This window comes from Pseudoalteromonas sp. T1lg10, assembly GCF_002964545.1.
Lineage (GTDB): Bacteria > Pseudomonadota > Gammaproteobacteria > Enterobacterales > Alteromonadaceae > Pseudoalteromonas.
The window spans coordinates 187,924-212,134 of record NZ_PQBV01000001.1 but is presented as its reverse complement, the minus strand read 5'-3'; the positions used below and the strand labels follow the sequence as shown (position 1 = coordinate 212,134).

22 protein-coding genes are annotated in these 24,211 nt (G+C 48.6%); 12 read left to right on the top strand and 10 right to left on the bottom strand.

Annotation, left to right across the window (positions count from 1 at the left end):
• Positions 1–4: 4 nt before the first annotated feature.
• Positions 5–1,180, bottom strand: coding sequence for an isovaleryl-CoA dehydrogenase (locus C2M17_RS01005; RefSeq protein WP_105189734.1), 1,176 nt, complete (start codon positions 1,178–1,180; stop codon positions 5–7).
• 5 nt (positions 1,181–1,185) lie between these two features.
• On the bottom strand, positions 1,186–1,602 hold the full coding sequence (locus tag C2M17_RS01000; RefSeq protein ID WP_105199020.1) for a MerR family transcriptional regulator: 417 nt from the start codon (positions 1,600–1,602) through the stop codon (positions 1,186–1,188).
• A 293-nt stretch (positions 1,603–1,895) separates the two neighbouring features.
• On the opposite strand from C2M17_RS01000, the gene C2M17_RS00995 reads away from it, so the two are divergent.
• The 7 genes from C2M17_RS00995 to C2M17_RS00965 all read left to right on the top strand — a co-directional run bounded on the left by C2M17_RS00995 (position 1,896) and on the right by C2M17_RS00965 (position 9,450).
• Positions 1,896–3,089: a thiolase family protein gene (locus C2M17_RS00995; protein ID WP_105199019.1), complete on the top strand. Its 1,194-nt coding sequence runs from the start codon at positions 1,896–1,898 to the stop codon at positions 3,087–3,089.
• Between the two features lie 62 nt (positions 3,090–3,151).
• Positions 3,152–4,642, top strand: coding sequence for a CoA-acylating methylmalonate-semialdehyde dehydrogenase (locus tag C2M17_RS00990; RefSeq protein ID WP_105199018.1), 1,491 nt, complete (start codon positions 3,152–3,154; stop codon positions 4,640–4,642).
• 58 nt (positions 4,643–4,700) lie between these two features.
• Positions 4,701–5,858: an acyl-CoA dehydrogenase family protein gene (locus C2M17_RS00985; protein ID WP_105199017.1), complete on the top strand. Its 1,158-nt coding sequence runs from the start codon at positions 4,701–4,703 to the stop codon at positions 5,856–5,858.
• A gap of 9 nt (positions 5,859–5,867) precedes the next feature.
• Positions 5,868–6,644, top strand: coding sequence for an enoyl-CoA hydratase (locus C2M17_RS00980; protein ID WP_105199016.1), 777 nt, complete (start codon positions 5,868–5,870; stop codon positions 6,642–6,644).
• Complete coding sequence (locus C2M17_RS00975) at positions 6,644–7,777, top strand: enoyl-CoA hydratase/isomerase family protein (protein WP_105199015.1); 1,134 nt, start codon at positions 6,644–6,646, stop codon at positions 7,775–7,777. The genes C2M17_RS00980 and C2M17_RS00975 overlap by 1 nt, the downstream gene beginning before the upstream one ends.
• A 9-nt stretch (positions 7,778–7,786) precedes the next feature.
• A complete protein-coding gene (gene mmsB, locus C2M17_RS00970) occupies positions 7,787–8,674 on the top strand; it encodes a 3-hydroxyisobutyrate dehydrogenase (RefSeq protein WP_105199014.1) in 888 nt (295 codons plus the stop codon).
• A gap of 2 nt (positions 8,675–8,676) precedes the next feature.
• Positions 8,677–9,450, top strand: coding sequence for an SDR family oxidoreductase (locus C2M17_RS00965; protein WP_105199013.1), 774 nt, complete (start codon positions 8,677–8,679; stop codon positions 9,448–9,450).
• 63 nt (positions 9,451–9,513) lie between these two features.
• Here the strand turns inward: C2M17_RS00965 and C2M17_RS00960 are convergent, their stop codons facing one another.
• Positions 9,514–11,253, bottom strand: a complete 1,740-nt coding sequence (locus C2M17_RS00960) for a hypothetical protein (RefSeq protein WP_105199012.1) — start codon at positions 11,251–11,253, stop codon at positions 9,514–9,516.
• Between the two features lie 168 nt (positions 11,254–11,421).
• Between C2M17_RS00960 and C2M17_RS00955 the strand changes: the two genes are divergently transcribed.
• Together C2M17_RS00955 and rmf are read left to right on the top strand one after the other, a co-directional pair.
• The gene (locus C2M17_RS00955) at positions 11,422–13,239 is read left to right on the top strand and encodes a protein kinase domain-containing protein (RefSeq protein WP_105199104.1); all 1,818 of its coding nucleotides are present in this window, start codon (positions 11,422–11,424) and stop codon (positions 13,237–13,239) included.
• 472 nt (positions 13,240–13,711) lie between these two features.
• The gene (rmf, locus tag C2M17_RS00950) at positions 13,712–13,882 is read left to right on the top strand and encodes a ribosome modulation factor (RefSeq protein ID WP_105199011.1); all 171 of its coding nucleotides are present in this window, start codon (positions 13,712–13,714) and stop codon (positions 13,880–13,882) included.
• Between the two features lie 60 nt (positions 13,883–13,942).
• On the opposite strand, the gene fabA is transcribed toward rmf, so the two are convergent.
• Entirely contained in the window at positions 13,943–14,458 is a 516-nt protein-coding gene (fabA, locus tag C2M17_RS00945) for a bifunctional 3-hydroxydecanoyl-ACP dehydratase/trans-2-decenoyl-ACP isomerase (protein WP_105199010.1), read from the bottom strand.
• Between the two features lie 238 nt (positions 14,459–14,696).
• Here fabA and C2M17_RS00940 point away from each other — a divergent pair, with 238 nt between their 5' ends.
• The 3 genes from C2M17_RS00940 (at position 14,697) to C2M17_RS00930 (ending at position 16,836) form a co-directional block, all read left to right on the top strand.
• On the top strand, positions 14,697–15,554 hold the full coding sequence (locus C2M17_RS00940; protein WP_105199009.1) for a 6-carboxytetrahydropterin synthase: 858 nt from the start codon (positions 14,697–14,699) through the stop codon (positions 15,552–15,554).
• Positions 15,555–15,626: 72 nt separating this feature from the next.
• Positions 15,627–16,406, top strand: a complete 780-nt coding sequence (locus C2M17_RS00935; protein WP_442792591.1) for a M23 family metallopeptidase — start codon at positions 15,627–15,629, stop codon at positions 16,404–16,406.
• Positions 16,399–16,836: an acyl-CoA thioesterase gene (locus C2M17_RS00930; RefSeq protein WP_105199008.1), complete on the top strand. Its 438-nt coding sequence runs from the start codon at positions 16,399–16,401 to the stop codon at positions 16,834–16,836. The genes C2M17_RS00935 and C2M17_RS00930 overlap by 8 nt, the downstream gene beginning before the upstream one ends.
• 194 nt (positions 16,837–17,030) lie before the next feature.
• On the opposite strand, the gene C2M17_RS00925 is transcribed toward C2M17_RS00930, so the two are convergent.
• The 6 genes from C2M17_RS00925 to C2M17_RS00900 form a co-directional block, all read right to left on the bottom strand.
• Positions 17,031–18,347, bottom strand: a complete 1,317-nt coding sequence (locus tag C2M17_RS00925) for a Na+/H+ antiporter family protein (protein WP_105199007.1) — start codon at positions 18,345–18,347, stop codon at positions 17,031–17,033.
• A 2-nt stretch (positions 18,348–18,349) separates the two neighbouring features.
• Entirely contained in the window at positions 18,350–20,287 is a 1,938-nt protein-coding gene (locus C2M17_RS00920; RefSeq protein WP_158683953.1) for a transglutaminase family protein, read from the bottom strand.
• Positions 20,280–21,269 (bottom strand): DUF58 domain-containing protein, encoded by a 990-nt coding sequence (locus tag C2M17_RS00915; protein ID WP_158683952.1) that lies wholly within the window; start codon positions 21,267–21,269, stop codon positions 20,280–20,282. The genes C2M17_RS00920 and C2M17_RS00915 overlap by 8 nt, the downstream gene beginning before the upstream one ends.
• 1 nt (position 21,270) lies before the next feature.
• Positions 21,271–22,179: an AAA family ATPase gene (locus C2M17_RS00910; RefSeq protein WP_105199004.1), complete on the bottom strand. Its 909-nt coding sequence runs from the start codon at positions 22,177–22,179 to the stop codon at positions 21,271–21,273.
• A 5-nt stretch (positions 22,180–22,184) separates the two neighbouring features.
• On the bottom strand, positions 22,185–22,565 hold the full coding sequence (locus tag C2M17_RS00905) for a response regulator (RefSeq protein WP_105199003.1): 381 nt from the start codon (positions 22,563–22,565) through the stop codon (positions 22,185–22,187).
• A gap of 559 nt (positions 22,566–23,124) precedes the next feature.
• Positions 23,125–24,210 (bottom strand): phage head morphogenesis protein, encoded by a 1,086-nt coding sequence (locus C2M17_RS00900; protein WP_105199002.1) that lies wholly within the window; start codon positions 24,208–24,210, stop codon positions 23,125–23,127.
• Position 24,211: the final 1 nt, after the last annotated feature.

Genomic DNA, 24,211 nt, shown 5'->3' with positions numbered 1-24,211 from the left:
CACCTTAGCGGCTTTCGCTGAACAGTTCGCGGCCGATCAACATACGACGAATTTCAGACGTACCGGCACCGATTTCATACAATTTGGCATCGCGTAACAGACGGCCTGTAGGGTATTCGTTGATATAACCGTTACCGCCTAGGATTTGAATCGCATCCAGGGCCATCTTGGTTGCCAGCTCGGCAGCGTAGAGGATAACCGCAGCGGCATCTTTACGTGTGGTTTCACCACGGTCACAAGCGCGGGCTACGGTGTACACGTATGAACGTGCGGCATTCATTTGCGTGTACATATCGGCGATCTTACCCTGGATCAGCTGGAATTGGCCGATAGGTGTGTCGAACTGCTTACGCTCGTGGATATAAGGCACAACCACATCCATACAAGCCTGCATGATACCCAGTGAACCGCCAGACAGAACTACACGCTCGTAATCCAGGCCACTCATCAGCACCTTAACGCCTTCGTTTAGGTTACCCAGGATGTTTTCTTCTGGAACCGCACAGTTTTCGAATACCAGCTCACAGGTGTTTGAACCGCGCATACCTAGTTTGTCTAGCTTTTGCGCTTGCGTGAATCCCGGGGTGTCACGTTCAACGATAAAGGCGGTGATGCCTTTAGGGCCGGCGTTAGCGTCTGTTTTGGCGTAAATTACATAGGTGTGGGCATCCGGACCGTTAGTGATCCACATTTTATTGCCGTTAAGGATATAGTGGTCGCCTTTTTTCTCTGCTTTTAAGCGCATAGAAACAACGTCAGAACCCGCACCTGGCTCACTCATGGCCAGGGCACCAATGTGCTCACCGCTGATCAGTTTAGGCAGGTATTTTGCTTTTTGTTCTTCATTACCGTTACGGAAGATTTGGTTTACACACAGGTTAGAGTGAGCGCCATAGCTCAGACCAATAGAGGCGCTGGCACGGCTGATCTCTTCCATGGCAATTACGTGCTCAAGGTAACCCAGACCGGCACCGCCGAACTCCTCGCTAACCGTCATGCCTAACAGGCCCATATCACCAAACTTGGTCCACAGCTCGTTAGGAAACATATTCTGTTCATCGGTTTGCTCTGCTAAAGGCGCGATCTCGGCACTGGCAAAGCTATTAACGTGGGCGCGGATCATGTCGGCGGTTTCGCCTAGGCCAAAGTTAAGCTCTTTATATAGAGAGATAGTACTCATGATGATTAATCCTGTTGTAAATGTGAGAGAGTTTCACGGCAGCGTTTTTCGGCCGTTACGAGTTCCATTAGTACGACTTTAATGTCGTCCATTTGCTGTATTAAGTGTGCTTTTTTCTCTTCGATAAGGTCTAACATAGTGACTAACTGTTTGGCGCTGGATTTGTCGGCGTCGTAAAGCTCGAACAAACGGCCGGTTTCGGCAAGGCTAAAGCCTAAGCGTTTGCCTCGTAAGATCAGCTTTAAACGGACCTTATCGCGTTTTGAGTAAATGCGGGTTTGGCCGTTACGACGTGGCATGATCAGTCCCTGGTCTTCGTAGAAACGAATACTGCGGGTGGTGATATCGAATTCTTTTGCCAGATCGCTGATGGAGAAAGTCTGTTCCATTTGCTCGTTGGGGCTTTGGCTTTGCTCAGTCATCGTTATTTAGTCTTATCTACTACAAAATATTAACACCAATATAAGTGAAGTTTACGTAAAGGTAAAGCTGGATTTCAACTCTCTTTAGGAGAGGTACAAAAGCACAAATATGAGCTCAAGCGCAGGTTATTATTGGCCTTGAGAAAAAGGTGAGGGTGTTTTAACAGGGGGGGTGAGGCTGGTTAGATAAGTTTACAGCTCACAAAGTGTACAGTTTAAACTTATCTAATTGACGTTGGCGTAAACGTAAATTTTATGTATGCTCAAGTGAAATTGATTATGGAGACCCGAATATGAGCTCACAGTTAAACGATAACGACATTGTAATTGTCAGTGCAAAGCGTACCGCCATGGGCGGTTTTATGGGCGCCTTGAGCGGCGCAAGTGCCACCGAACTTGGTGCCACTGCTATTAAAGGCGCGCTCGAGAGTGTGAATATTAACCCAAGTGAGATCGATGAAGTCATTATGGGCTGTGTTCTGCCTGCGGGTCTGGGTCAGGCGCCGGCGCGTCAGGCTATGCTTAAGGCTGGTATGGACAAGCACACCGGTGCGACCACCATTAATAAGGTGTGTGGCTCTGGTCTTAAAGCCGTTATGTTGGCGCATGACCTTATTAAAGCTGGCAGCGTAAACAGCGTAGTGGCTGGTGGCATGGAAAGCATGTCTAACTCGCCTTATATGCTACCTAAGGCTCGTGGCGGCATGCGCATGGGTCACGGTGAAGTAAAAGACCATATGATGATGGATGGTCTTGAAGATGCGTACGATAACCTGGCCATGGGTTGTTTTGCCCAGGCTACGGCGGATCAATACGACATTACCCGTGAGCAAATGGACGAGTTTGCCGTAGCGTCATTGGAAAAAGCCAACAAGGCTATCGGCAGCGGTGCATTCAGCAACGAAGTTGTTGCCCATACCATCAGCACGCGTAAAGGCGACCTGGTAGTTGATACCGATGAGCAACCAGGTAATGCCCGCCCAGATAAAATTCCTTCACTTCGCCCGGCATTTAAAAAAGACGGCACCATTACTGCTGCTAACTCATCGTCAATTTCTGATGGTGCCTCGGCCTTAGTAGTAATGAGCTATGCGCAGGCACAGAAATTAGGTCTTGCACCTATCGCCCGTATCAGCGGTCATAGCACGCATTCGCGTTTACCAGCGGAATTCACCATTGCCCCAGTGGGCGCCATGGAGAAACTACTGGCTAAACTAGAGTGGAGCACGGATGACGTGGATCTGTGGGAAATCAACGAAGCCTTTGCCATGGTAACCATGTTGGCCATTAATGAAATGGGTCTGAATAAAGACAAGGTGAACGTCAATGGTGGTGCCTGTGCTCTGGGTCACCCAATCGGTGCAAGTGGCGCACGTATCCTGACCACACTTATTCACGCATTGCGTAACCAGGGCAAACGCCGTGGTGTTGCTTCTTTATGTATCGGTGGCGGCGAAGCCGTGGCCTTGGCAGTCGAAGCACTTTAATTTTTTCAGCGCCCGTATAACTAAAATTCCGGGCGCGCAGTCAATTTGGGGAGACCTGTATTATGCACAAGGTACCATTATATATCGGCGGCGAAATGCGCCAATCTGAAACATCTCAGTGGTTAGACGTAGTAAACCCGGCTAACCAGGAAGTACTTGCACAAGTGCCTATGGCCACCGAAGCAGAAGTAACTGAGGCCATTGCTTCGGCCAAAGAAGCCTTCCAAACCTGGAAAGAAGTACCGGTAAGTGAGCGTGCGCGTATCATGATGCGTTACGCCCAGTTACTAAAAGACCACCACGACGAGCTGGCCACCATTATTTGTCATGAGCTTGGTAAAACCTTTGAGGATGCCAAGGGCGATGTATGGCGTGGTATCGAAGTGGTTGAGCAAGCGGCTAACGCACCCTCTAACATGATGGGTGAAACCGTATCGAACGTTGCTCGTAATATCGACACTTATTCACTTATTCAGCCATTAGGCGTGTGTGCCGGTGTAACACCCTTTAACTTCCCGGCGATGATCCCATTGTGGATGTTCCCACTGGCTATAGTATGCGGTAACACCTTCGTATTGAAGCCGTCTGAGCAAGACCCGCTAACGCCGATGCGCTTAGTAGAGCTTTTCGAAGAGGCCGGTGCACCTAAGGGCGTATTGCAGGTAGTTCACGGCACCAAGGGTCAGGTAGATCAGCTACTAGAGCATCCGGATATCCGTGCGATTTCATTCGTAGGTTCTTGTGGTGTTGGTCAGTACATTTATGACAAGGGCACGGCAAACCTAAAACGCGTGCAATGCTGTGTGGGTGCAAAAAACCACATGGTCGTCATGCCAGATGCGCACAAGCAAAACGTCATCAATAACCTGGTTGGTTCATCGGTAGGTGCTGCCGGTCAGCGTTGTATGGGTATTTCGGTAGCCGTATTCGTTGGCAGTGCGAAAGATTGGGTTGATGAGCTTAAAGATGCACTGAGTGTGGTTAAGCCAGGTCCTTGGGACCAAGCTGACTCAGCCTATGGTCCGCAAACAACCATCGCCGCGAAGCAACGTATCCTGTCGCTAATTGCCCAAGGTAAGCAAGAAGGCGCCGACTGTCTGCTTGATGGCTCTGACTTCACCGTTGAAGGCTATGAAGAAGGTAACTGGGTTGGACCTACGCTGTTCACCAATGTAACTCCTGAGATGGCGATTTACCGCGAAGAAATCTTCGGCCCGGTATTGTGCTGTGTGTTTGTAGACACCCTAGACGAAGCCATTGCCCTTATCAATGACAACCCATACGGTAACGGTACTTCTATCTTTACCGCCAGCGGCGCTGCGGCACGTAAGTTCCAGCACCACATTGAAGTAGGTCAGGTAGGTGTGAACGTACCCATCCCTGTGCCATTGCCATTCTTCTCGTTCACAGGTTGGAAGGGCTCGTTCTACGGCGACCAGCATACCTATGGTAAGCAGGGCGTGCGTTTCTATACCGAGACTAAGACCATTACTGCGCGTTGGTTTGAAGACGACGTGGTAAGTGGGCCAAACATGAGTATTCACCTTAAATAATTTCTTTACGGGTCGCCAAGGAGCGGCCCGATAAGCATGTAGTACAAGAGAGTGTGTTATGGACTTTAATCTTAGTGAAGATCAACTGGCCTTTGCCGATATGGCCGAGCGTTTTGCCAGCCAGGAACTAGCCCCTTTTGCAGCAAAGTGGGATCAGGAACATATTTTCCCCAAAGAAACCATTCAAAAAGCCGGTGAGCTTGGCTTTTGTTCCCTTTACACCCCGGAAGAAGCCGGTGGTTTAGGTCTTTCTCGTCTAGACTCAAGCATTATTTTTGAGCAGATGGCCAAAGGCTGTACCGCCACCACGGCAATGTTGACCATTCACAATATGGCGACCTGGATGGTGGCAAGTTTCGGTACCCAAGCGGCCAAAGACATCTATTGCCCAGAATTGGTAACCGGTGAAAAACTGGCTTCTTACTGTTTGACTGAACCAGGCAGCGGTTCGGATGCGGCCTCACTTAAAACCAAGGCCGTACGTGATGGTGACCATTACTACATCACGGGTTCAAAAATGTTTATCTCCGGCGCCGGCAGCACAGAAGTGCTGGTGGTTATGGCCCGCACCGGTGAAGAAGGCCCCAAAGGCATTAGCGCCTTTGTGGTACCTGCAGACGCGGAAGGTATCAGCTATGGTAAAGCCGAAGAGAAAATGGGCTGGAACGCCCAGCCGACTCGTTTGGTTACCTTTGAAAACGTACGTATTCCGGCCGATCACCTGTTAGGTAACGAAGGCGAAGGCTTTAAGTTTGCTATGCAGGGCCTAGATGGCGGTCGTATTAATATCGCCACCTGTTCAATCGGTACCGCACAACAAGCCTTGAACACGGCAAAAGCCTACCTTAAAGAGCGTGAGCAGTTCGGTAAGCCGTTGGCGGCATTCCAGGCATTGCAATTTAAACTGGCGGATATGAACACCGAATTGGTGGCAGCACGCCAAATGGTTCGCCTGGCGGCGTTTAAACTGGACAGTGGCGATAGCGAAAAAACAGCCTATTGCGCCATGGCCAAGCGTTTTGCGACCGATGTGGGCGTGAAGGTGTGTGATGATGCACTGCAGATCCACGGTGGTTACGGTTACATCAAAGAATACCCGCTTGAGCGTCATCTGCGTGATGTACGTGTTCACCAAATTCTCGAAGGTACGAACGAAATCATGCGCTTGATCGTTGCTAGGCGCATTCTGGCCGATGAAGTGAACGAAATTCTTTAGGAGGAAGTTATGTCAGCACAAATTCAACTAGAAAAAAAAGGGCACATTGCCGTCCTTACCATGAGTAATCCGCCGGCAAACACCTGGACTGAACAAACGCTAATCAGCCTTAAAGAGCAGGTTGAAGCCCTTAACGCCGATAAAGACATCTTTGCCTTGGTACTGACAGGCGAGGGTGAGAAGTTTTTCTCTGCCGGCGCCGACCTAAATGTATTCGCCAGTGGTGACAAGGGCGTAGCTGCGCAGATGTCACAAGTATTTGGTGCCGCCTTTGAAGCGCTAAGCAATTTCCGCGGTGTGTCGATTGCCGCTATCAATGGTTATGCCATGGGCGGTGGTCTGGAAGTGGCCCTGGCCTGTGATATCCGTATCGCTGAAGAGCAAGCGCAAATGGCACTGCCGGAAGCCAAGGTGGGTCTGCTTCCTTGTGCCGGTGGTACGCAGAACCTGTCATGGCTGGTGGGCGAAGGCTGGGCGAAGCGCTTGATCCTGTGTGGCGAGCGCATTAAAGCTGACAAGGCTAAAGAAATCGGTCTGGTAGAAGAAGTGGTAGCCACAGGTGGTGCCCTTGATAAAGCCATGGCCCTTGCTGAGCAAGTGGGCGACCAAAGCCCTGTAGCGGTGAGCTACTGTAAGGAACTGATTCAAAAAGGTCGTCACGGCGATATCACCAGTGCACTGCCGCTTGAGCGTGAACTGTTTGTGAAGTTGTTCGACACCCAAGACCAAAAAGAGGGTGTAAATGCCTTCTTGGAAAAACGCAAAGCGAACTGGGTGAACGGCTAATGGATACACTGATCCCTCTCAATAACCCAGAATCAGAGGTGGTGTTTGAGCTGGCTCAGTGTAGCAATGGCGCAAAAATCGCCCTTGCTACCTTAAATGTGCCAAAAGCACTCAATGCCTTAAACCTGAATATGATCCGCCTGCTCGACGAGCAGCTGACCAAGTGGCAGAGCGATGACGAGGTTGCCCTGGTGATCATCAAGGGCGCCGGCGAAAAAGCCTTTTGTGCCGGCGGCGATGTGGTCAGCCTGCACCGCGCTATGGCCACGGGTGAGCCCAAAGACTATGGTAAGACTTTCTTTAGCGAAGAATACCGTCTGGACTATGCCATCCACTGCTATGACAAGCCGATCATCGTGTGGGGTGATGGCTTTATCATGGGTGGCGGCATGGGTCTGATGGCCGGCGCCAGTCACCGCGTGGTCACCGAACGCTCTAAGCTCGCCATGCCGGAAATCACCATAGGCTTATACCCGGATGTGGGCGGCAGCTATTTCTTACAAAAAGCGCCGGACCAGGTGGGTTTGTTCCTCGGCCTAACCGGGGCGCTAATGAATGCCGATGATGCTCGTTTCGCCAGTTTGGCGGATCACAGTATCGACAGCGAGCGCTTTGTCGAGCTGCTAAGCACCTTGTGTGAGCAAAGCTGGGGCCAGGTTTCAGCCCTTAACCACGATAAGTTGACTCAGCTTCTGAAGAAATTCGAAAGCGAGTCTAAGGCGATGGAAAAAGGTGGCCTGCGTAAGCATCAGGCAGTTATCACTAAGCTTGCCGAGTTTGACACTCTGGCAGCCAAGGTGGATTACCTGAGCGCTATCGAAACCGACGATAAATGGCTCGCCAAGGCCATTAAAACCCTGAAACACGGTTGCCCGCTTAGCGCGCATCTGGTGTTCGAACAGCTTAAACGCGCTCAGGGTTTATCCCTTAAAGCCTGTTTCCAAATGGAATTGGGCATGTCGGTGACCTGCTGCGAGGTGGGGGAATTCCAAGAGGGCGTTCGTGCACTCTTGATAGATAAAGACATGGCACCCAAGTGGCAATACCCCACTTTAGAGAGTGTGCCTGCGGATGTAATTGAACGATTTTTTGCACCCATGGGTGAGAGCCACCCGTTGGCAAGCTTAGCTTAGGAGAAAGGCATGGCTAAAATAGGATTTATCGGCCTGGGGAATATGGGCGCGCCAATGGCGCGTAACCTGATTGCCGCCGGCCACCAAGTGCAAGTATTTGATTTAAACCAGCATGTGGTCAGCCAGTTGGCAGAGGAAGGGGCAACGGCGTGTAAGAATGCCAATGATGTCGCCCAGGGCGCGAATTTTGTGATCAGCATGCTGCCAGCGGCCAAGCATGTGCAATCACTTTATTTAGGCGAAGATGGCTTAATTAACCATCTTGGTGACGATGCAATCGTGATCGACTGCTCAACCATAGATGCGGCCAGTGCCAAGAGCCTTGGCGAAGCGCTAATGGACAAGGGCATTGCCTTTGTTGACGCGCCGGTTTCAGGTGGCGTAGCAGGTGCCGCGGCGGGTACGTTAACCTTTATCGTCGGTGGCGCGCAGGAACATTTCGACGCTGTTGAGCCGATTTTGCAAAACATGGGTAAGAATATTTTCCATGCCGGTGCCATTGGCGCCGGACAAGTGGCTAAAATCTGTAACAATATGCTGTTGAGTATCTTGATGGCGGGAACCAGTGAAGCCCTGCAAATGGGTATTAATCACGGCCTTGATCCTAAGGTCCTGTCTGAGATCATGCTTAATAGCTCAGGCCGTAACTGGACATTAGAGCTGTATAACCCATGTCCGGGTGTGATTGATTCTGTGCCTTCAAGCAACCAGTATCAGCCAGGCTTTATGGTTGATTTGATGGCTAAAGATCTGGGTCTGGCCTTAGAAGCGGCGCAAAACTCAGGCTCGGTAACACCACTTGGTGCGCTTAGCAAAAACCTCTACACCCTGTTGCAAAACCAAGGGGCGGGAGCGAAAGACTTCAGCGCTATTTTTACCCTATTTGAGAAGAAATAAGCATGGATTTAAATAATAAAACCATAGTTGTCACCGGTGGCGCTCAGGGCCTGGGCTTAGCTATGGCACAAATGGCCGCCGAGCAAGGCGCCCAGTTGGCCCTAATCGATATGGACAGTGCTCTGTTGGATGAAGCCGTGACGCATTTACGTCAGGCCAGTACCAATGCGGATGCAAAAATTAAAGCCTATGTAGCCAACGTCAGTGTTGAGCAGGAAGTGGAAGCAACTTTTGCCGCTATCGCTCAAGACTTTGGTGCCATTCATGGCCTTATCAATAACGCCGGTATTCTGCGTGACGGTCTGTTTATCAAGGCCAAAGAAGGTAAGGTGGTTGATAAGATGTCACTGGCGCAGTTCCAGTCTGTTATTGACGTTAACCTTACCGGTGTTTTCCTATGTGGCCGTGAAGCTGCGGTACACATGGTTGAAAGCGGCGAGGGTGGCGTTATCATCAACATGAGTAGCGTGGCACGTGCCGGTAACATGGGTCAGACCAACTACTCGGCGGCTAAATCCGGCGTGGTTGCCATGACGACCAGCTGGGCTAAAGAGCTGGGTCGTTTTGGTATTCGCGTGGGCGCCATTGCCCCAGGCGTTATTCGTACCAAAATGACGGATGCCATGAAGCCAGAAGCCAAAGAGCGCCTGGTGAAGATGAAGCCGGTGGGTCGCCTTGGTGAAGCCGAGGAAATCGCCCATACCGCCAAGTATATCTTTGAAAACGATTTCTTCACCGGACGTGTGGTTGAAATCGACGGCGGTATTCGTTTGTAAGACGTATATTCGACGTAAAAAAGGCGGTCAATGACCGCCTTTTTTGTGTTTGCTTTCTATTTGTTAGTTCTTGCGAATATGCGAGCTTGAGCTTAGTTGTAAACCATGGGCATTGATGTCTGTGGTCATTGAGGTAGAAATGTCTTGCTCGGCCAGGGCCTTAAGTTCAGGCGGCGTTTCTTGCCCATTCGCCTCGTTGGCGGCAACGACAATCTTCATTAATGGTGCGAGGTTAACCGTCATGCCGAGAAGGCCATTGGCTGCAAGCGTTTCGTTTTCCAAAGCGCCAACCTGCTGCTCGGCTTTCTCACCCGTGTATAGCGTAATGTGATTACCCTTTACGGCCAGTTTAACGTCTAAATCGTGCTCCATGCCCATTTCCAGTAGTTCGTTAACCGAGACTGGACTACCGTCGCTCGGCACATTTACACCTGCCATATGAGGTACCAGAGATTTAGCGGTATTGATCAGCGTCATAGGATCGTCGGCACTGAGAGTGAATAGGCCGCTAAACTGCTTAATGTCGGGGGCGTGTGGGTTGGTCAAATCCAAGTCCAGGTCATTAATGGTGACGCTGACACCTTTAACCCCTGCAAACATACCCGTGGCCATGGCGATGGCCATAGGGTTGGCTCCCTGCGCTTGCTCTTGGGCCATTAATAAGGGTTCACATTCAAACTCGGCCTGAGTGAAGGAGCTCCATAAGGTGTTGGTTAGCGAACCCACCTTTGCTACGTCAATGCCATAGCCTAGGCTCAAAATGGCGTCGTCGGCATCGGTAATATGCTTAGGAATAAAGCCTCGCAGGGTCGCTAATGCTCCAAGAAGGTCGCTATCACTGCTTTCAAAAATCACATCGACATCGAAGTTAGCATGGCTGCTGGTCACTTCCAGATCTGATGTGCCCCAGACCAGGCCCGGGAACTTAGCTGCGATGGCGGGCAGGTCTTTTTTACAGCCTGGAGTACGTACCACATCCAAGGCATTGGTTTTACCTGCTTTGGCTATAAAGGTGTCGATCATGGTACCTAGGCGTGAAGGTTTCTCGGCGACTAGGGCCGAAACCAAGGCCTTATTATCGATAAAATTGACCGAGCTGCCGTCCCAGCCATATTTATCAGCATATTCCTGCAAGCGACCTGTGCTCGCCAATGACGTAGTTGGTTTTCTAGCAGCGAGTGCCAGGGCGAGATCGTCTTCACTGCTCACCATATCGCTGTTCAGGGTGAGGGTTAACCATTGCCCCTGGACGCTGAGGACTAGCTCAAGAGACTGGCCTTGCTCTGCTTCAAGGATAAAACGGGTATAAGCGGTGTTATTCAGGGTTTTTTCTTCGTGGCTTATCCCCGCTTTGTCTGCAGCTTCTTTCACCGTGTTGACGAAGGTGTTTGGCTCGGCCAGTTCGATGCGGGCTACGGGCATAATACCAACCGCGTAGCTAAGGTAACGCAATTCGCTGCCAAAGCCCCATATCTTATCGGCGCTTTGTGTGGCTATGGCCTGCTCGTACTTGCTTAGCAGCTCGGCGATAAACACCGCAATCTTGTCTCCGTCTTGTTTTAGCGCCTCGGTAATTTCACTAAACTGACCGCGTTGCTCTTCACTCAACTCGGTTGCGGGTAACAGCTTGGCATATTGCTCATAGGGGAAGGGGGTAAGCTGAGAGGCAAAAAACACAGTGTCAGAGGGCACATAGTCTAGCTCGGCAAGATCTATTTTGGCACTGGACTGATTATTCTGCTGGTAATAGATACCACCACCTAAGGCGGCAACGACCGCAGCACCAATAAGGACTTTCTTCATAAGAACTCCATTTCTAGTTGATAATTATTTTGAGCAAAAAGAATACGTTAATGTGTGGCCCTTAACAAGCGCACGGGAATGACGAATTTGTTTCCTATTATTTCGAATAGCTCAAAAAAAGCGTAAACTGAGCAGATAGTTAGCACTTTAACAAACCTTGAGGTGGCGGTGGCGCAACGGCCGATCACGAATTTTTACATCAATGAAGAGCAGTCCATTTATCTGCTCTCACATCGTGATGCAAAAAAACATAAGCAATGGCTTAATATTTGTATTAAGCAACTGACCATGCTGGGGTATCGGGATGTCGAGCTGATCGGCTCTGGTGCTTATGGCTTTGTGTTTGCCGGTGTTGATGACAAAGAGCAGCAGTGGGTATTTAAGTTTTCCCGTATTACCTTAGCGCAATCGGTGCGCGATCGTCTTGAAGACGAAGCCTATATGCTGTCTCGCTTCGACCATCCGATGATCCCTAAGTTTTATGCCTTTGAGCGTATTAAAAAACAGGGGATCCTGATGATGGAACGCTCCTTGGGTCACGACCTGGAGCATTTCTCCCTGCGCCTAGGAAAGATATCCGCAAAACAACTGTTGGCTCTGGGGTTGCAATTACACCAATTACTCTTGCTGCTGCGCCAGCATAGAAACGGCATTACACCTACGCCCGTGGTTCATGGCGATATTAAACCTTCGAACCTGGTGTGGGACCCTGATAGCAGCACCTTATCCTTGGTCGATTGGGGCAGCTCCGTCTATGCTCAGCTGGATGCCGAAGGACACCCAGTGGGTGCCAATGTGATGGATTTAATGTCGGCGGATATTACCAACACCAATGCCCGTATGGGGGACGTGTACTTTATCGGTGATGAGCAGATGTCGGGTGCTAAATCGTCGCCGCGTTTTGACGAGCAAGGTGTGGCGTCAACGCTCTATGCGCTGGCTTCGGCTCAGTCATGTCGCTTTGGCGCCCAGGTTATTCCAGCGAGCTCTTTGGGTCTGCCTGTGGAGTTCGCCAGGGTAATCGATGGCATGCTCAGTAAGGACAAGACCACGCGGGACAAGGCCGGTGATTATTTTATTCGTAATATGCCGGCCATGGCGCGAGCCTTTGTGCCGGTCCAGCAGCGCGTACCCTCTAAGTCGCTGATCCCGTTTTGGAGCTCAGTGGCCGATATCTTGCCCGACACAGTAGTATATAGCTCGCGTAAACAGTTTCTGCGCCAGGCCGACAGCGATAAGCGCTTAACCGATGTGAATGATGCTCAATTAGAGCGGTATTATCGGGAGTTCCTGTTCGACACCGGCGACACGGAAAAAGCGTTTCTCGCCGCCATTAGCCGCCTGGCTAAATACCCTGTGGTGGGCGGCCTTAGTTTTCACTGGAAACAGGATAACCTGTTTGTTGAGTCCAGCCTGATCCTTTATGACGAATCCCTGCAACTGGCGTTTCAGGATGCGGTGGATAACACGGTGAAACTGGCCCAGGGCATAGAACAAAAGGGCTTATTTAAGTGTTGTCTGTTTGATGCCAGGCAAACTATTCAGGTAGAGCGAGACGACACCGGCGCCTTTGTGTTTGAGCAGTTGCCTGAGCTGAGTTATGACGTAACGGATATTCCCACCAAGGAAATGCTAAGGCCGCACTCCTACTTTGAGGATGGCAAGGATCCGGACGAGCAGTTGCAACTGCCGAAAAAGATCATTCAATGCGTTTTCGAGCTCAATAAAATTCACCATACCGGCTGTATTATCTTTGAGTCATTAGCTCAGCGTTTGAAAATACACCATTATTATCGCCTGCTTGATGCCTCTCAGGAAGCGCGGTTTACCCAGTTACTGAATGAAATTATGCAGTATGCCATGAGCATAGACGGGGTAGGTGTGGCAGGCTTTATGAAGCTGCCTTATAAGAACACTCGGGAGTTTTCGCTGTGCGCAAAACAGCCGGATTATTTTTTATCAAAGAACCCAAAAAAACATAGTTGATGCAAAAATTAACATAAGAATGGGGTACGCCAGCGCAGTTTCATAAAGATCTGCGCCACTTTTCTTTTCTATCAATTGCCCGCACATATTATATCTAGTCAGACAAAAAAATAAGACTTGAAAACTGTCTCAAGAGACGGCAGATTGACCTTAGGGACAGCGGAACTTATTAGTCGCTTTTGCTGTCAGTAGTTGTAAGTATTGTCCGTTTTGTGCAAAAAAATATTACCGTCAATTACACGGGGTTTTAGCACTACCGACGATGCCTTTATTACGGAGTCCATGTAATCGGTCGAAGAAACAGAGGTACGGCCACTTATTTTTTCGCAGTCAATAACTGCTCATTTAGCCGAAATAACCCAATGTGGTGATAAGTATGGCTATCTAAAGTGACAGTTCTATTAATTATCCATTACTTGTAGATGATAAAAACACTACAAATGACGAAACTACAATGGTGAGGACTTTACCTATGAAGAGACAAAAACGTGATCGTCTAGAACGCGCCCATTCTCAAGGTTATAAAGCTGGCTTGGCAGGCCGCTCAAAAGAAAACTGCCCCTACCAACAGCTCGACCCGCGATCACAATGGCTTGGCGGGTGGCGAGAGGCCATCGAAGAACGAGCCCAATTTAAAGTCTAAATTTTCAACTAAAACGCCGCTAGAAAGCGGCGTTTTTTGTAGCGTTATTAATGCAGGCGATTAAAACGCGCTGGTATCTTGGAAAAGACCTACTTTTAAATCTTTCGCTTCATAGATAACGCGGCCATCTACTTCTACAGTACCATCGGCCATACCCATAAATAGTTTACGCTTAATAACGCGCTTCATATCGATGCGATAGGTTACTTTTTTCGCCGTAGGTAGGATTTGACCGGTAAATTTAACTTCACCCACACCCAGTGCGCGACCTAGCCCAGGACCACCTGACCAACCTAAGAAAAAGCCCACGATTTGCCACATAGCATCAAGGCCAAGACAACCAGGCATAACCGGATCGCCCTTGAAGTGACAGTCAAAGAACCACAGTGATGGGTCAATATCCAGCTCGGCTACGATTTGACCTTTACCATGCTCACCACCGTCTTCGGTAATAGAAACGATGCGGTCCATCATTAACATATTGTCGCTAGGAAGGCGGCAATTGTTCTCGCCGAACATTTTACCTTCACCACACAACACCAAGTCTTCTTTCGAGTAGCTATTCTTACGTTCCATAACACACTTATTGTTTGAAAATTTGCAGCTACTTTAGCGTACACCTGTACGCTAAACAACTCTGAGCAGTCATTTAATGGCCTAGATTTACAGGTTTTTTATTTAATTTATGTGAATCTGGCGTTGTGTCGCTGTTAAAGGGGCGAGAATCTTCAATAAATCCGCAAAAGGGCAGCAATTTAACCCTTTCCTCTGTATAATTTTGGGCAAAATTATCAATTGCTTGTTAGGCTGACCTATGACTTTGTTTGTCAACGATCTTACCGTTATCGATTTTTCATATTTTTGTCCCGACCGTGGACCGGTAGGAGAAAGTTGGATTGTTGATTTGACCCTGGATGGTGCTTTGAATGATGAGTCCATGGTGCTTGATTTTGGCTTGGTAAAAAAGCAGATAAAGCGCATTATCGATGACAGCGTCGACCATACCCTGGCCGTGCCAATGCAGGCGGATATAAGCCTGATTGAAAATGACGACATGGTGATTCTTGATGCGCATTTTGGTGCCAAGCATCACCTTGCCATGAGTGCACCGCTGCAAGCGGTAAGCAAAATCGATGCGCCGCGCATTGATGAGCAGGCCTTAATCGCACATCTTATTGCCTTGATCACCCCGCAATTACCGGCCAATGTTACCGGCATGGGTTTGCATTTACGCCCGGAGCCAAGCAATAGCTTCTATTATCATTATTCTCACGGCCTGAAAAAGCACGACGGTAATTGCCAGCGTATTATTCATGGTCATCGCAGCACCCTGGGTATGGAGCTCGATGGTATGGCAATGCCGCGCCTGCAAAAACAGTGGGCTGATCGCTGGGAAGATATCTACCTGCTTAGTGCAGAAGATCAGGTTGAAGCGACGCAACTGCAACATATACAAGCCAAAGAGGGTGACCTCTGCAGCCGTTATCGCTCAACTCAGGGCGAATTTGAGCTGGCCATTAGCGCCGAACGCGTTGAAATACTCCCTTGTGATACCACGGTTGAATGTATTGCCGACTTTATGGCGCAAGAATTAAAACGAGAATACCCAGACAAGCAGATTAAAGTAACGGCTTATGAAGGGGTAGGGAAAGGATCCATCAGTTATGCTTAAACGCTTCATTTGTTCGAGTTTAATTACCTAGCATGTATCAGTAGTTCGCCGGCCGCGGCCAAGGCTGCGCAGTTGCCACAGCCCTTGGTTAAGGGGACATTGACACAAGGTGCCATGCTTATTGGCCAATTGCCCCATGCGCAAAAAGTCGTGTTTGCTGAGCGTGAACTTAAACGCAGCGCTGAAGGCTATTTTGTCTTTGGTATAGACCGTGATGCCGAGCCACAGCAGCAGCTAAAATGGCTTGATAAGCAGGGTAACTGGCAGCAACTCGACTTTAACGTCAGCCAACGCGAATATAAGATAGATAAAATCGAAGGGGTGGAGCAAAAGTACGTAGAACCACCTAAAGAGGTGTTGCAGCGCATTCGCAGCGACGCTGCCATGGTTCGTGAGGCCCGCGCCAATGAATCGGACTTAACAGATTTTATAGCGCCCGTGTATCGCCCAGCCAAAGGTCGAATTTCTGGTGTGTATGGCAGCCAAAGGTACTTCAACGGTACGCCCAAACGCCCTCATTTCGGTTTGGATATCGCCAATAAGACGGGCACGCCCATTTATGCACCTTTACCAGGACGCGTGGTGTTCGCTCATCCGGACCTATATTACTCAGGTGGTACTGTGATTATCGATCATGGCCACGGTATCAGTTCAACCTATATCCATATGCACAAGGTGTTGGTGGAAAAAGGCGAAATGATAAAAACAGGCGAGCGCATCGGCCAAATTGGTGCCACAGGGCGGGTAACAGGCCCGCATTTAGACTGGCGTTTTAACTGGTTTAACACCCGATTAGACCCGCAACTTATGATGATAGACACTTTAGCGAGCGAAGCTAACACGAATGACTAATACCCTAGATAAAGATGCCGTTGTTGCACAGCGTATTCAAGACTCAATTACCCATGTAACCAAAACCGTGTTTCCTGGGCGTACCAACCACCACAACACCTTGTTCGGTGGCGATGCCTTGGCCTGGATGGATGAGGTCGCCTTTATCGCTGCGACCCGCTTTTGTCGCAAGCCTTTGGTAACCATTTCATCAGACCGCGTTGACTTTAAAGAAGCTATTCCTGCCGGTACCTTTGCCGAGTTAGTTTCTAAGGTAGTACACGTAGGTAACACCAGCTTAAAGGTGGATGTCGAAATCTTCCTTGAGACCATGCATAAAGATAACAAGCATTTAGCCATTCGTGGCAGCTTTACCTTTGTTGCCGTTGATGAAAACCACAGGCCAACTCCTGTAGTCTGCGAGCGAATGATAAACGGATTTCAAGACTAATAAGAATGGGAGCTAAGGCTCCCTTTTTTAATCTACCCACGCATAATGAACACATCATACTATCGTTTTGACATAATCAACCTTGGCTTTCCCAACTAATCATTAGTTAAAGTTTTTCAAGTGAATGACAAATTGCGGTATTACAAAGGATAAAAAGCCGCGATGCGGCTCTTTTTGAATCTTACTTGGTTTGTCTAAAGCACCATGGCGGCTACCCAACCAAACAGGACTAAGGGAATATTAAAGTGGATAAAGGTTGGCACCACTGAATCCCAGATATGGTCGTGTTGGCCATCGACATTTAAGCCGGATGTTGGCCCTAGGGTTGAGTCCGAAGCAGGGGAGCCGGCATCCCCTAACGCACCGGCTGTCCCAACAAGGGCTGCGGTAGCCATGGGTGAAAAACCCAGTTGCAAACACAAGGGCACAAAGAGGGCGGCGATAATGGGCACGGTGGAAAACGAGCTGCCTATGCCCATGGTGATCATCAAGCCAACTAACAGGATTAGCAGTGCCGCCACGGGCTTATTACCGGCTATCATATCTGCGGCGCCGCTGACCAAAGTATCTATATGGCCGGTTGCCTTCATGACCTCGGCAAAGCCCTGAGCGGAGATCATAATAAAGCCTATCATCGCCATCATGGCCACGCCTTTAGAAAACACATCCTGATTTTCATGCCATTTGACGATACCAAAAAGGGTAAAGACCATAACCCCAACCAAGCCACCCAGGATCATAGACTGACTCATAAACTGGGCGATCAGGGATAAAACAATAGCCAAGGTGCCGACCAGTAATACCTTGCCTGGGTTTTCAACTTCTAAGGATTTCGCCTCGCTCACCAAGGTGTGATTGTATTCACGTTTGCGACGATAACTGATAAACACAGCCACCAATAACCCCACAAACATGCCGATGGCAGGGATGATCATGGCCTGTGGTACGGCACTTTTGTCGATAACTAAGGCATTTTCAACCAGGTTAAGGTGCAAAATATTGTATAGATAAATACCGCCAAAACCGTAGGGCAGTACCATGTAAGCGGTGGCTAAACCAAAGGTAAGAATACAGGCAATGGCACGGCGGTCCATCTGCAAACGATTAAAAATCGCCAAAAGTGGCGGAATTAAAATCGGAATAAAGGCGATATGTACGGGGATCAGGTTTTGCGAACTTAAGGCGCAAAACAGCACCACGGCCATAATGGCGAAGGATAAAAAACGCTCCGATGTTTGCTCTTTGCCCATTAACACCAATAAGCGCGCCGCCAATAAATTGGTCAGTCCGGACTTGGCGATAGCGACGGCAAAAGCGCCGAGCATGGCATAGCTTAAGGCTATTTCAGCGCCGCCGGAGAGACCTGTGTTGAAAGCTGTGACAGTATCGGTAAGGGAAAGCCCACCGACCAAGCCGCTGACAAGCGCCGCGACCGTCATGGCGACAATGACATTGACCCGAAACAGGGTCAATAACAGCATAAGAAATACGCCGACAATGACTGAATTCATTTTTACCCTATGATTTTTATTGACTTATTTACTACTTTTCTAAACTCTGAGCGCTGTTTTTTTGTGAGCGGTTTCTGCTCGTAGGTGGCTTGGATGTAAAAACGAGAAATTTGCTCCATCTGTGTTTTAAGTCTTGGCGTATGCGTTGCCAGATAGTTTAGCTGCGCCACGGGTGTCAGTTGCTCTGGTGATAAAAGGGATGAATTATCGGCGGCATTAAATAGCTTGGCCAACTGCTTGGCACTGAAGGTCAATTGCACCTTGCGGTGGCGCGAACTGAGGATCAAGATAACAAATAATACTAGGGCAATGCCAATAACCACAAGGGCCATACTGTATTGTGCAAACTGACTGCCTAGCAACTCTTTTAGAAAGTTATTTTGTTTTTCCTGGTCGAACCCAAGCACCCATTTGGTCCAGCGGTAGTCAATTTTCTCTAATTGAATCCGCAGCCAGTTTAATGATTTAAAGCCACTAAGCTGTAATAGTCCGAGATCCAGATTGGCGCGAAACTCCTGTTGCAGCTGGTCGACTTGAGACAAAGAGCCATTCAGGCGCTCAGGAGCGACCACTGAGGTGGCATCAAAACGTTGCCACTGTTCACCATCGTGATATTCCACCCAGGCATGGGCATCGTATTGATATACAGAAAGATAATTACTGTCGCCGACATTTTCTCCACCCAGATAGCCGGATACCAAACGAGCAGGAATGCCTACGCTGCGCATCATAAAGGCACTGACACTGGCATAATGACCGCAAAAGCCACGCTGAGTCTGAGTGAGAAAAATATCCAGACTGTTGCTGCCGGTAATGGGTGTAGGGGTCAGGGTATAAGTAAAACCTTGATAGCGGTAATGCTTATAGAGCTCACTGATAAAAGCGTCGACATTATCACTTTTCGCTAGCAAACGCTTGGCCAGGTTACGGGCCAGCGGGTTGCCTTGTAGTGGTAATTGGGTGTAGTACCGATATTCGTATTGGCTTAGCGCCGCGGGCAATTGTGGACGATAACGCAATGGATATTTAAAGTTCGACGCAGATGGGTCTTGGCGCAGCAATAAACCGTCATTGATGTTTCTGACATCGGCGGCAGGGCTAACCCCATCGCCTAGCGTATAAAGCCAAGGGTTGGCACTTTTTTCCAGGTATATTTGTGCAGAACCTGTATAGGCGGGCCAATCTATATTTTGACGCTCGTAGGCCGGGGCTTTTTCCTTTACCCAGGCCTTGCCGTCAAAACTGGTATGCAACATGGCGCGCCAATAATAAGGCGGAGCTGCTTGATCATCATTGAACTCGGCGCGAAATACCAGTTCATCGGATTTTGCCAAACTGGCGATATCAAAAGGGTCGACGCGCTCATTCAAGCCGGTTTTAGCGGTATTGGCGCCGGGTAACTGCCAAAATGCCGGCATTTTAGGCACAAACACCAGCATCAAGGCTGCCAAAGGTACGGCAATACAGAGCGAATAAATGCTCTTGCGCATGGCTAAACGTGTGGTTGGCAAGCCATTGAGGCTAGCCAGGGCAATGGTTAAGGTGATGAAAAAAACGCCTACAAGTAATGTGCTATACAAGGACTGCTGATAAAGAAACACGGTTGAGATAGAGAAAAAAGTCAGCACTATCACGGTTTGTTGTTGCTTAGCACTCTCTGCCTGTAATAGTTTTAAAATGCTTGCCTGCAGCAGCATGATCACAAACAACAAGACACTTTGTTTTAAATTTACTGTGATAAAGAGTACCGCCAATAAGGCCGCCGCCAGCAGGTTGGTTGCCAGCATGGCTGGGCGTGTGAGCCCCTTGTTTGCTAATAGCAGGTTCCAAAGGCATAACAAGAGCAACAGACTCAACAGCATGGTCGGCAACTCGGCCGACAACATCATCAGGATGCCAATATAAATAAAGCTAAGGGCGCTGCTGGCAAAATTACTCATGGTGTGAGCCCCGCTTTTTATAAAGGGCGAGGGCACGCAGCGCCTTGAGATAATGCTCATCACTGTTATTACAGGCAAGTATAAGGCCTGGCAGTGCGATGGCGATAGGCATATGTTGGATTTGCGCCTGCTCAATACTGTAAGCCATCAGGCTTAAACGATTTTCAACATCGCCAGGGAACTTTTCAAAATCTACTACGTAGGCGCCGTCGGCCTCGGTGATAAATTCTTTGACTAAAAGCTGCTCTCGCTTGGCAAAGTGTTTCCAGGAAATACGTCGGTAATCGGCGAGCTGTTTGTGCTCTTTAAGGCCATCGAATTCGTCATTACCGGACTGGCTTAAAGCACCGGAATTTTGTTGCGGCGAGTCATCAAGTGCTTGCTTGCTTAAACCATGATTATGGGGCTGAGGAGCAGGGTAGACATAATAATCGGCGTTCGCATCGAGGTAGCTCCATACTTTTGCGAGACCAAAGGGATAGGTGGAAAACACCTTCAATCTCGGTACCTTATAATAGCCTCGCGCTTGTTTCCCACCCTGGATGGAGACATCCTGGCTGCTATCTTCGACCTTCTCAACCAAAGTCGTGCTGCCTTGCCACTGTAATTGAATGGCATAGCTGTTACGTTGCTGATTAGCCAGACTGAGGCGATAAGTGCGTTCTTGATTGGCATAACCACTGGCCACTTCTTTAAATTGCAACTGCAGCCCTTTGATATTGGCGTAGGATTGGATCAAAGACATAAGCACCAGCACTAACATTAAATAGGAGCTCAGTTGTACCAGATTATTTTGATAGTTGGCGGCAAGTATAAAGTTCAGAGCAGCCACCAGGATAAAACCAAAACCCAGTTTTGAGGGCAGCACGTATACCGTGCTGTGTCCTAAGGTGAGCGACGTGGTTTTATGTTTATCCCTTAGCAGCCAATCTTGTAATTGATGATGGAGTGGGGCGAATGCCTTGCGCAGCAGGGCGGTCATACTAGAGCGGCACCTTAACCCGGCGCAAGATATCGTCGCACACGCTGGCCTGACTGTAATTGTCATGTGGATTGACGCGATGTTCACAGATACTGGAAAAAACCGCCTGCACATCCTCCGGCATCACATAATCCCGGCCTTCTAAAAACGCCCAGGCTTTAGCGCCTTGGGCCAGAGCGATACTGGCTCGCGGTGATAAAGGATGGGTAATATCACGGTCATGGCGAGTCAGAGTCACTAAGGCGAGAATATAATCGACCACTGTGTTGGCGATACTTATATTATCCACGTGATTTTGCATCTGTTGCAGCTCGGTGCAGCTGATAATAGGCTCTATTGCTTTATGCCTTTGCGGACCAAGACCTTTGATCAGCAGTTTTTCTGCGTCTGCCGGTGGAAAGCCCAGGCTAAGTCGCATAAAAAAGCGATCCAGCTGGGATTCCGGAAGTGGAAAGGTACCGGATTGATGCTGCGGGTTTTGCGTAGCAATTACGAAAAAAGGTTCCGGTAAGGTATAACGCTCTGAGTCTATACTGACACAGCCTTCTTCCATGGCTTCAAGCAAGGCGCTTTGAGTTTTAGGGCCGGCGCGGTTAATTTCATCCGCCAACACAATTTGGCTGAAAATAGGGCCTTTATGAAACGTAAACTTATGCTCTTTGGTGTTAAAGATACTGGCGCCGAGAATATCCGCGGGCAATAAGTCACTGGTAAATTGAATACGCTGATAACTCATGCCTAGGGTTTGCGCCAAACCGTGAGACAAGGTTGTTTTACCCATGCCAGGCAGGTCTTCAAGCAATAAATGGCCACGGGATAGCATGGCGCATAGGGCGAGTTTTATTTGTTGTTCTTTGCCATAGATGACATCCGCTAAACCCAGCGTCAGTTGTTTTAATTTTTCTTGCATAGGGATTAGTTAAGCTCTAAACGCTTCATAACCATGTCGACTTTGTTGGCGTTAAAAGGTTTACTTATGTATTCCTCGGCGCCAAATTCCCAGTTGTGCTCAACGTTTTCGTAAGAATTATGGTCGGCACAAAGGATGATTTTACTGTGCGGGTGTAGCTCCGACAGGTAGCTGATAATGTCGCAACCGTCGCAGTCAGGTAAGGCAATATCAACGAAGATAACCTTGGGATCGAGTTGAGCGAGTAAAGGTTTAGCGTCGTTAATATCCGCGCTACCGGTGATCTGGTCATAACCTAGTTCGGTGAGAATCGCGGCTAAAGAACTACGCATGGACTGATCATTATCGATAATCAGAATTGGCTCCAGCGGGCGAACAAACTCCATAATGCATCTTTTTTATTGCTGTTTTAAACAATACTATGCGATAAGGCGCATTTGCTCAATACAACCAAGGCATGATTGAACACTTATCGTGAATTTAATCGACATTTAACGTGAAGCTATAGCCGCTGTGATACTTAGTGCTATAGAGATGAGTAGAATAATACTTATATAAAGCATGGAAATGTCCGATACCGTCTAGTATTGGACATATATAGGCGTATGGATTCTTGCTGCTGCATATAAACCTTAATAACCTATAATTTATGTTATGTTAAATAGCGCATTTATAATTGTAAGGGGTTGTTCATTTCTGTAAGGGGTTGTTCATTTCTAGAATGCAGAGGTTATGAAAAATTTGGCCATCTGGTTTTTGCAAAGTCCTATTTTACTGGCATTCGGGCAATCCGCGCGTCGATTTTATAAAACATCGATTACGGTGAGTTTTAGACAAACACCGTTCAAACTATCTCAAAACCCATTCACTATTGCTCATTCGACGTTTATTTTTGGATGGGTTTAACTCACTTTAAACGCCCTTTAAATACGTTTTAAATCCGCTTTAAAGATTTCTGATTGCTACTACAGAGTTAAATTGTGATCCTCGCTCAAGCACTACAATGACATCACCTAGCAGCAATTGGATTTGTTTGCCCGTAGCCACCGCATTTAGCAATAGTTCTACTATTACCTGGGATGTGATCACCACGGTACTCGTTTCAGCTGCTTTGTTCTTGATGCGCAGCTTTCCAAGTGCATCAGCTGACATATGCCCCAAGGTAAATGCTTTATTGGCAGCGCTACTTGTTTGCGTTGCGCTTTGTGCTGCAATGGCCGCCACCTGTTTGCTTAAAAAGCCGTTAGCCTTGGCCACCGCTTCATTAAACTGAGGAATCGCTATCTTTTGTAATTCACCATCCAGCTTAGCTATGGCTTTGCCGGCTGAAATGTCTGCACCTAGCCATGCCTTACCTGGGTTGTAATCCCAGCCAAGATCTATACCTGGGTACTTCTGTAATACCTCGCCTGTAACCGCATCAGTGGTATCGAAGGTTTTAAGCTGCTCGGATAAGGTGCTGGGGTCTGTAACCTTCAAGCCCATGCGCTCGATATCACGTTTGTTTAGTGAGACCACTTTGCAGCGGCAGCCGTAGCCATTTGGCGGGTAATGGGTGTCCCAAAATGGATGATCCAGCGGCAGTAATATGTAGCTCCAGCGGTTGTGATCCGGGCGAACCCGACTATCACCTGCAGTGGTATATAAAAGATAAGGTCTGCGCCCTTTCAACCTTTCTTGCTGTTGCCAGCGCCCTGCAGCTCGCGCCGTGTTTTTATTGTTTTGGTAAATGACCTCGCTGCGCCAACCCCGCTTGCCATTATATGACCAGCCATGGTCCGCGACGATTTTATCAAAGCGCTTTCTAAACGCAGTGATCGTCTCGCCATCGGCAATGGCCTTGTCCACCGCTTTATAGAACTCGGTGAGCATTTCCATATTGGTCACGCCGGCAACGGTAAAAGCCTTTGAGTGAATAAGGCCGCGTATATCGCGGTATTCAGCGGTTGGCACTTTAATTTTCTGGCGAAAAAAGGCGATCGCTTCTTTAAAAGGAGTTAAATCGCCATATTGGGGAGCGCTTATAGGCATT

Excerpts from the sequence above, each read along its gene's own strand:
- C2M17_RS01000 (WP_105199020.1), bottom strand. The coding sequence starts at position 1,602 with ATGACTGAGCAAAGCCAAAGCCCCAACGAGCAAATGGAACAGACTTTC.
- C2M17_RS00965 (WP_105199013.1), top strand. The coding sequence starts at position 8,677 with ATGGATTTAAATAATAAAACCATAGTTGTCACCGGTGGCGCTCAGGGC.
- C2M17_RS00940 (WP_105199009.1), top strand. The coding sequence starts at position 14,697 with ATGACTTTGTTTGTCAACGATCTTACCGTTATCGATTTTTCATATTTT.
- C2M17_RS00995 (WP_105199019.1), top strand. The coding sequence starts at position 1,896 with ATGAGCTCACAGTTAAACGATAACGACATTGTAATTGTCAGTGCAAAG.
- C2M17_RS00930 (WP_105199008.1), top strand. The coding sequence starts at position 16,399 with ATGACTAATACCCTAGATAAAGATGCCGTTGTTGCACAGCGTATTCAA.
- C2M17_RS00915 (WP_158683952.1), bottom strand. The coding sequence starts at position 21,269 with ATGACCGCCCTGCTGCGCAAGGCATTCGCCCCACTCCATCATCAATTA.
- C2M17_RS00925 (WP_105199007.1), bottom strand. The coding sequence starts at position 18,347 with ATGAATTCAGTCATTGTCGGCGTATTTCTTATGCTGTTATTGACCCTG.
- mmsB (WP_105199014.1), top strand. The coding sequence starts at position 7,787 with ATGGCTAAAATAGGATTTATCGGCCTGGGGAATATGGGCGCGCCAATG.
- C2M17_RS00960 (WP_105199012.1), bottom strand. The coding sequence starts at position 11,253 with ATGAAGAAAGTCCTTATTGGTGCTGCGGTCGTTGCCGCCTTAGGTGGT.
- C2M17_RS00905 (WP_105199003.1), bottom strand. The coding sequence starts at position 22,565 with ATGGAGTTTGTTCGCCCGCTGGAGCCAATTCTGATTATCGATAATGAT.
- rmf (WP_105199011.1), top strand. The coding sequence starts at position 13,712 with ATGAAGAGACAAAAACGTGATCGTCTAGAACGCGCCCATTCTCAAGGT.
- C2M17_RS00910 (WP_105199004.1), bottom strand. The coding sequence starts at position 22,179 with ATGCAAGAAAAATTAAAACAACTGACGCTGGGTTTAGCGGATGTCATC.
- C2M17_RS00985 (WP_105199017.1), top strand. The coding sequence starts at position 4,701 with ATGGACTTTAATCTTAGTGAAGATCAACTGGCCTTTGCCGATATGGCC.
- C2M17_RS01005 (WP_105189734.1), bottom strand. The coding sequence starts at position 1,180 with ATGAGTACTATCTCTCTATATAAAGAGCTTAACTTTGGCCTAGGCGAA.
- C2M17_RS00990 (WP_105199018.1), top strand. The coding sequence starts at position 3,152 with ATGCACAAGGTACCATTATATATCGGCGGCGAAATGCGCCAATCTGAA.
- C2M17_RS00900 (WP_105199002.1), bottom strand. The coding sequence starts at position 24,210 with ATGCCTATAAGCGCTCCCCAATATGGCGATTTAACTCCTTTTAAAGAA.
- C2M17_RS00920 (WP_158683953.1), bottom strand. The coding sequence starts at position 20,287 with ATGAGTAATTTTGCCAGCAGCGCCCTTAGCTTTATTTATATTGGCATC.
- fabA (WP_105199010.1), bottom strand. The coding sequence starts at position 14,458 with ATGGAACGTAAGAATAGCTACTCGAAAGAAGACTTGGTGTTGTGTGGT.
- C2M17_RS00975 (WP_105199015.1), top strand. The coding sequence starts at position 6,644 with ATGGATACACTGATCCCTCTCAATAACCCAGAATCAGAGGTGGTGTTT.
- C2M17_RS00980 (WP_105199016.1), top strand. The coding sequence starts at position 5,868 with ATGTCAGCACAAATTCAACTAGAAAAAAAAGGGCACATTGCCGTCCTT.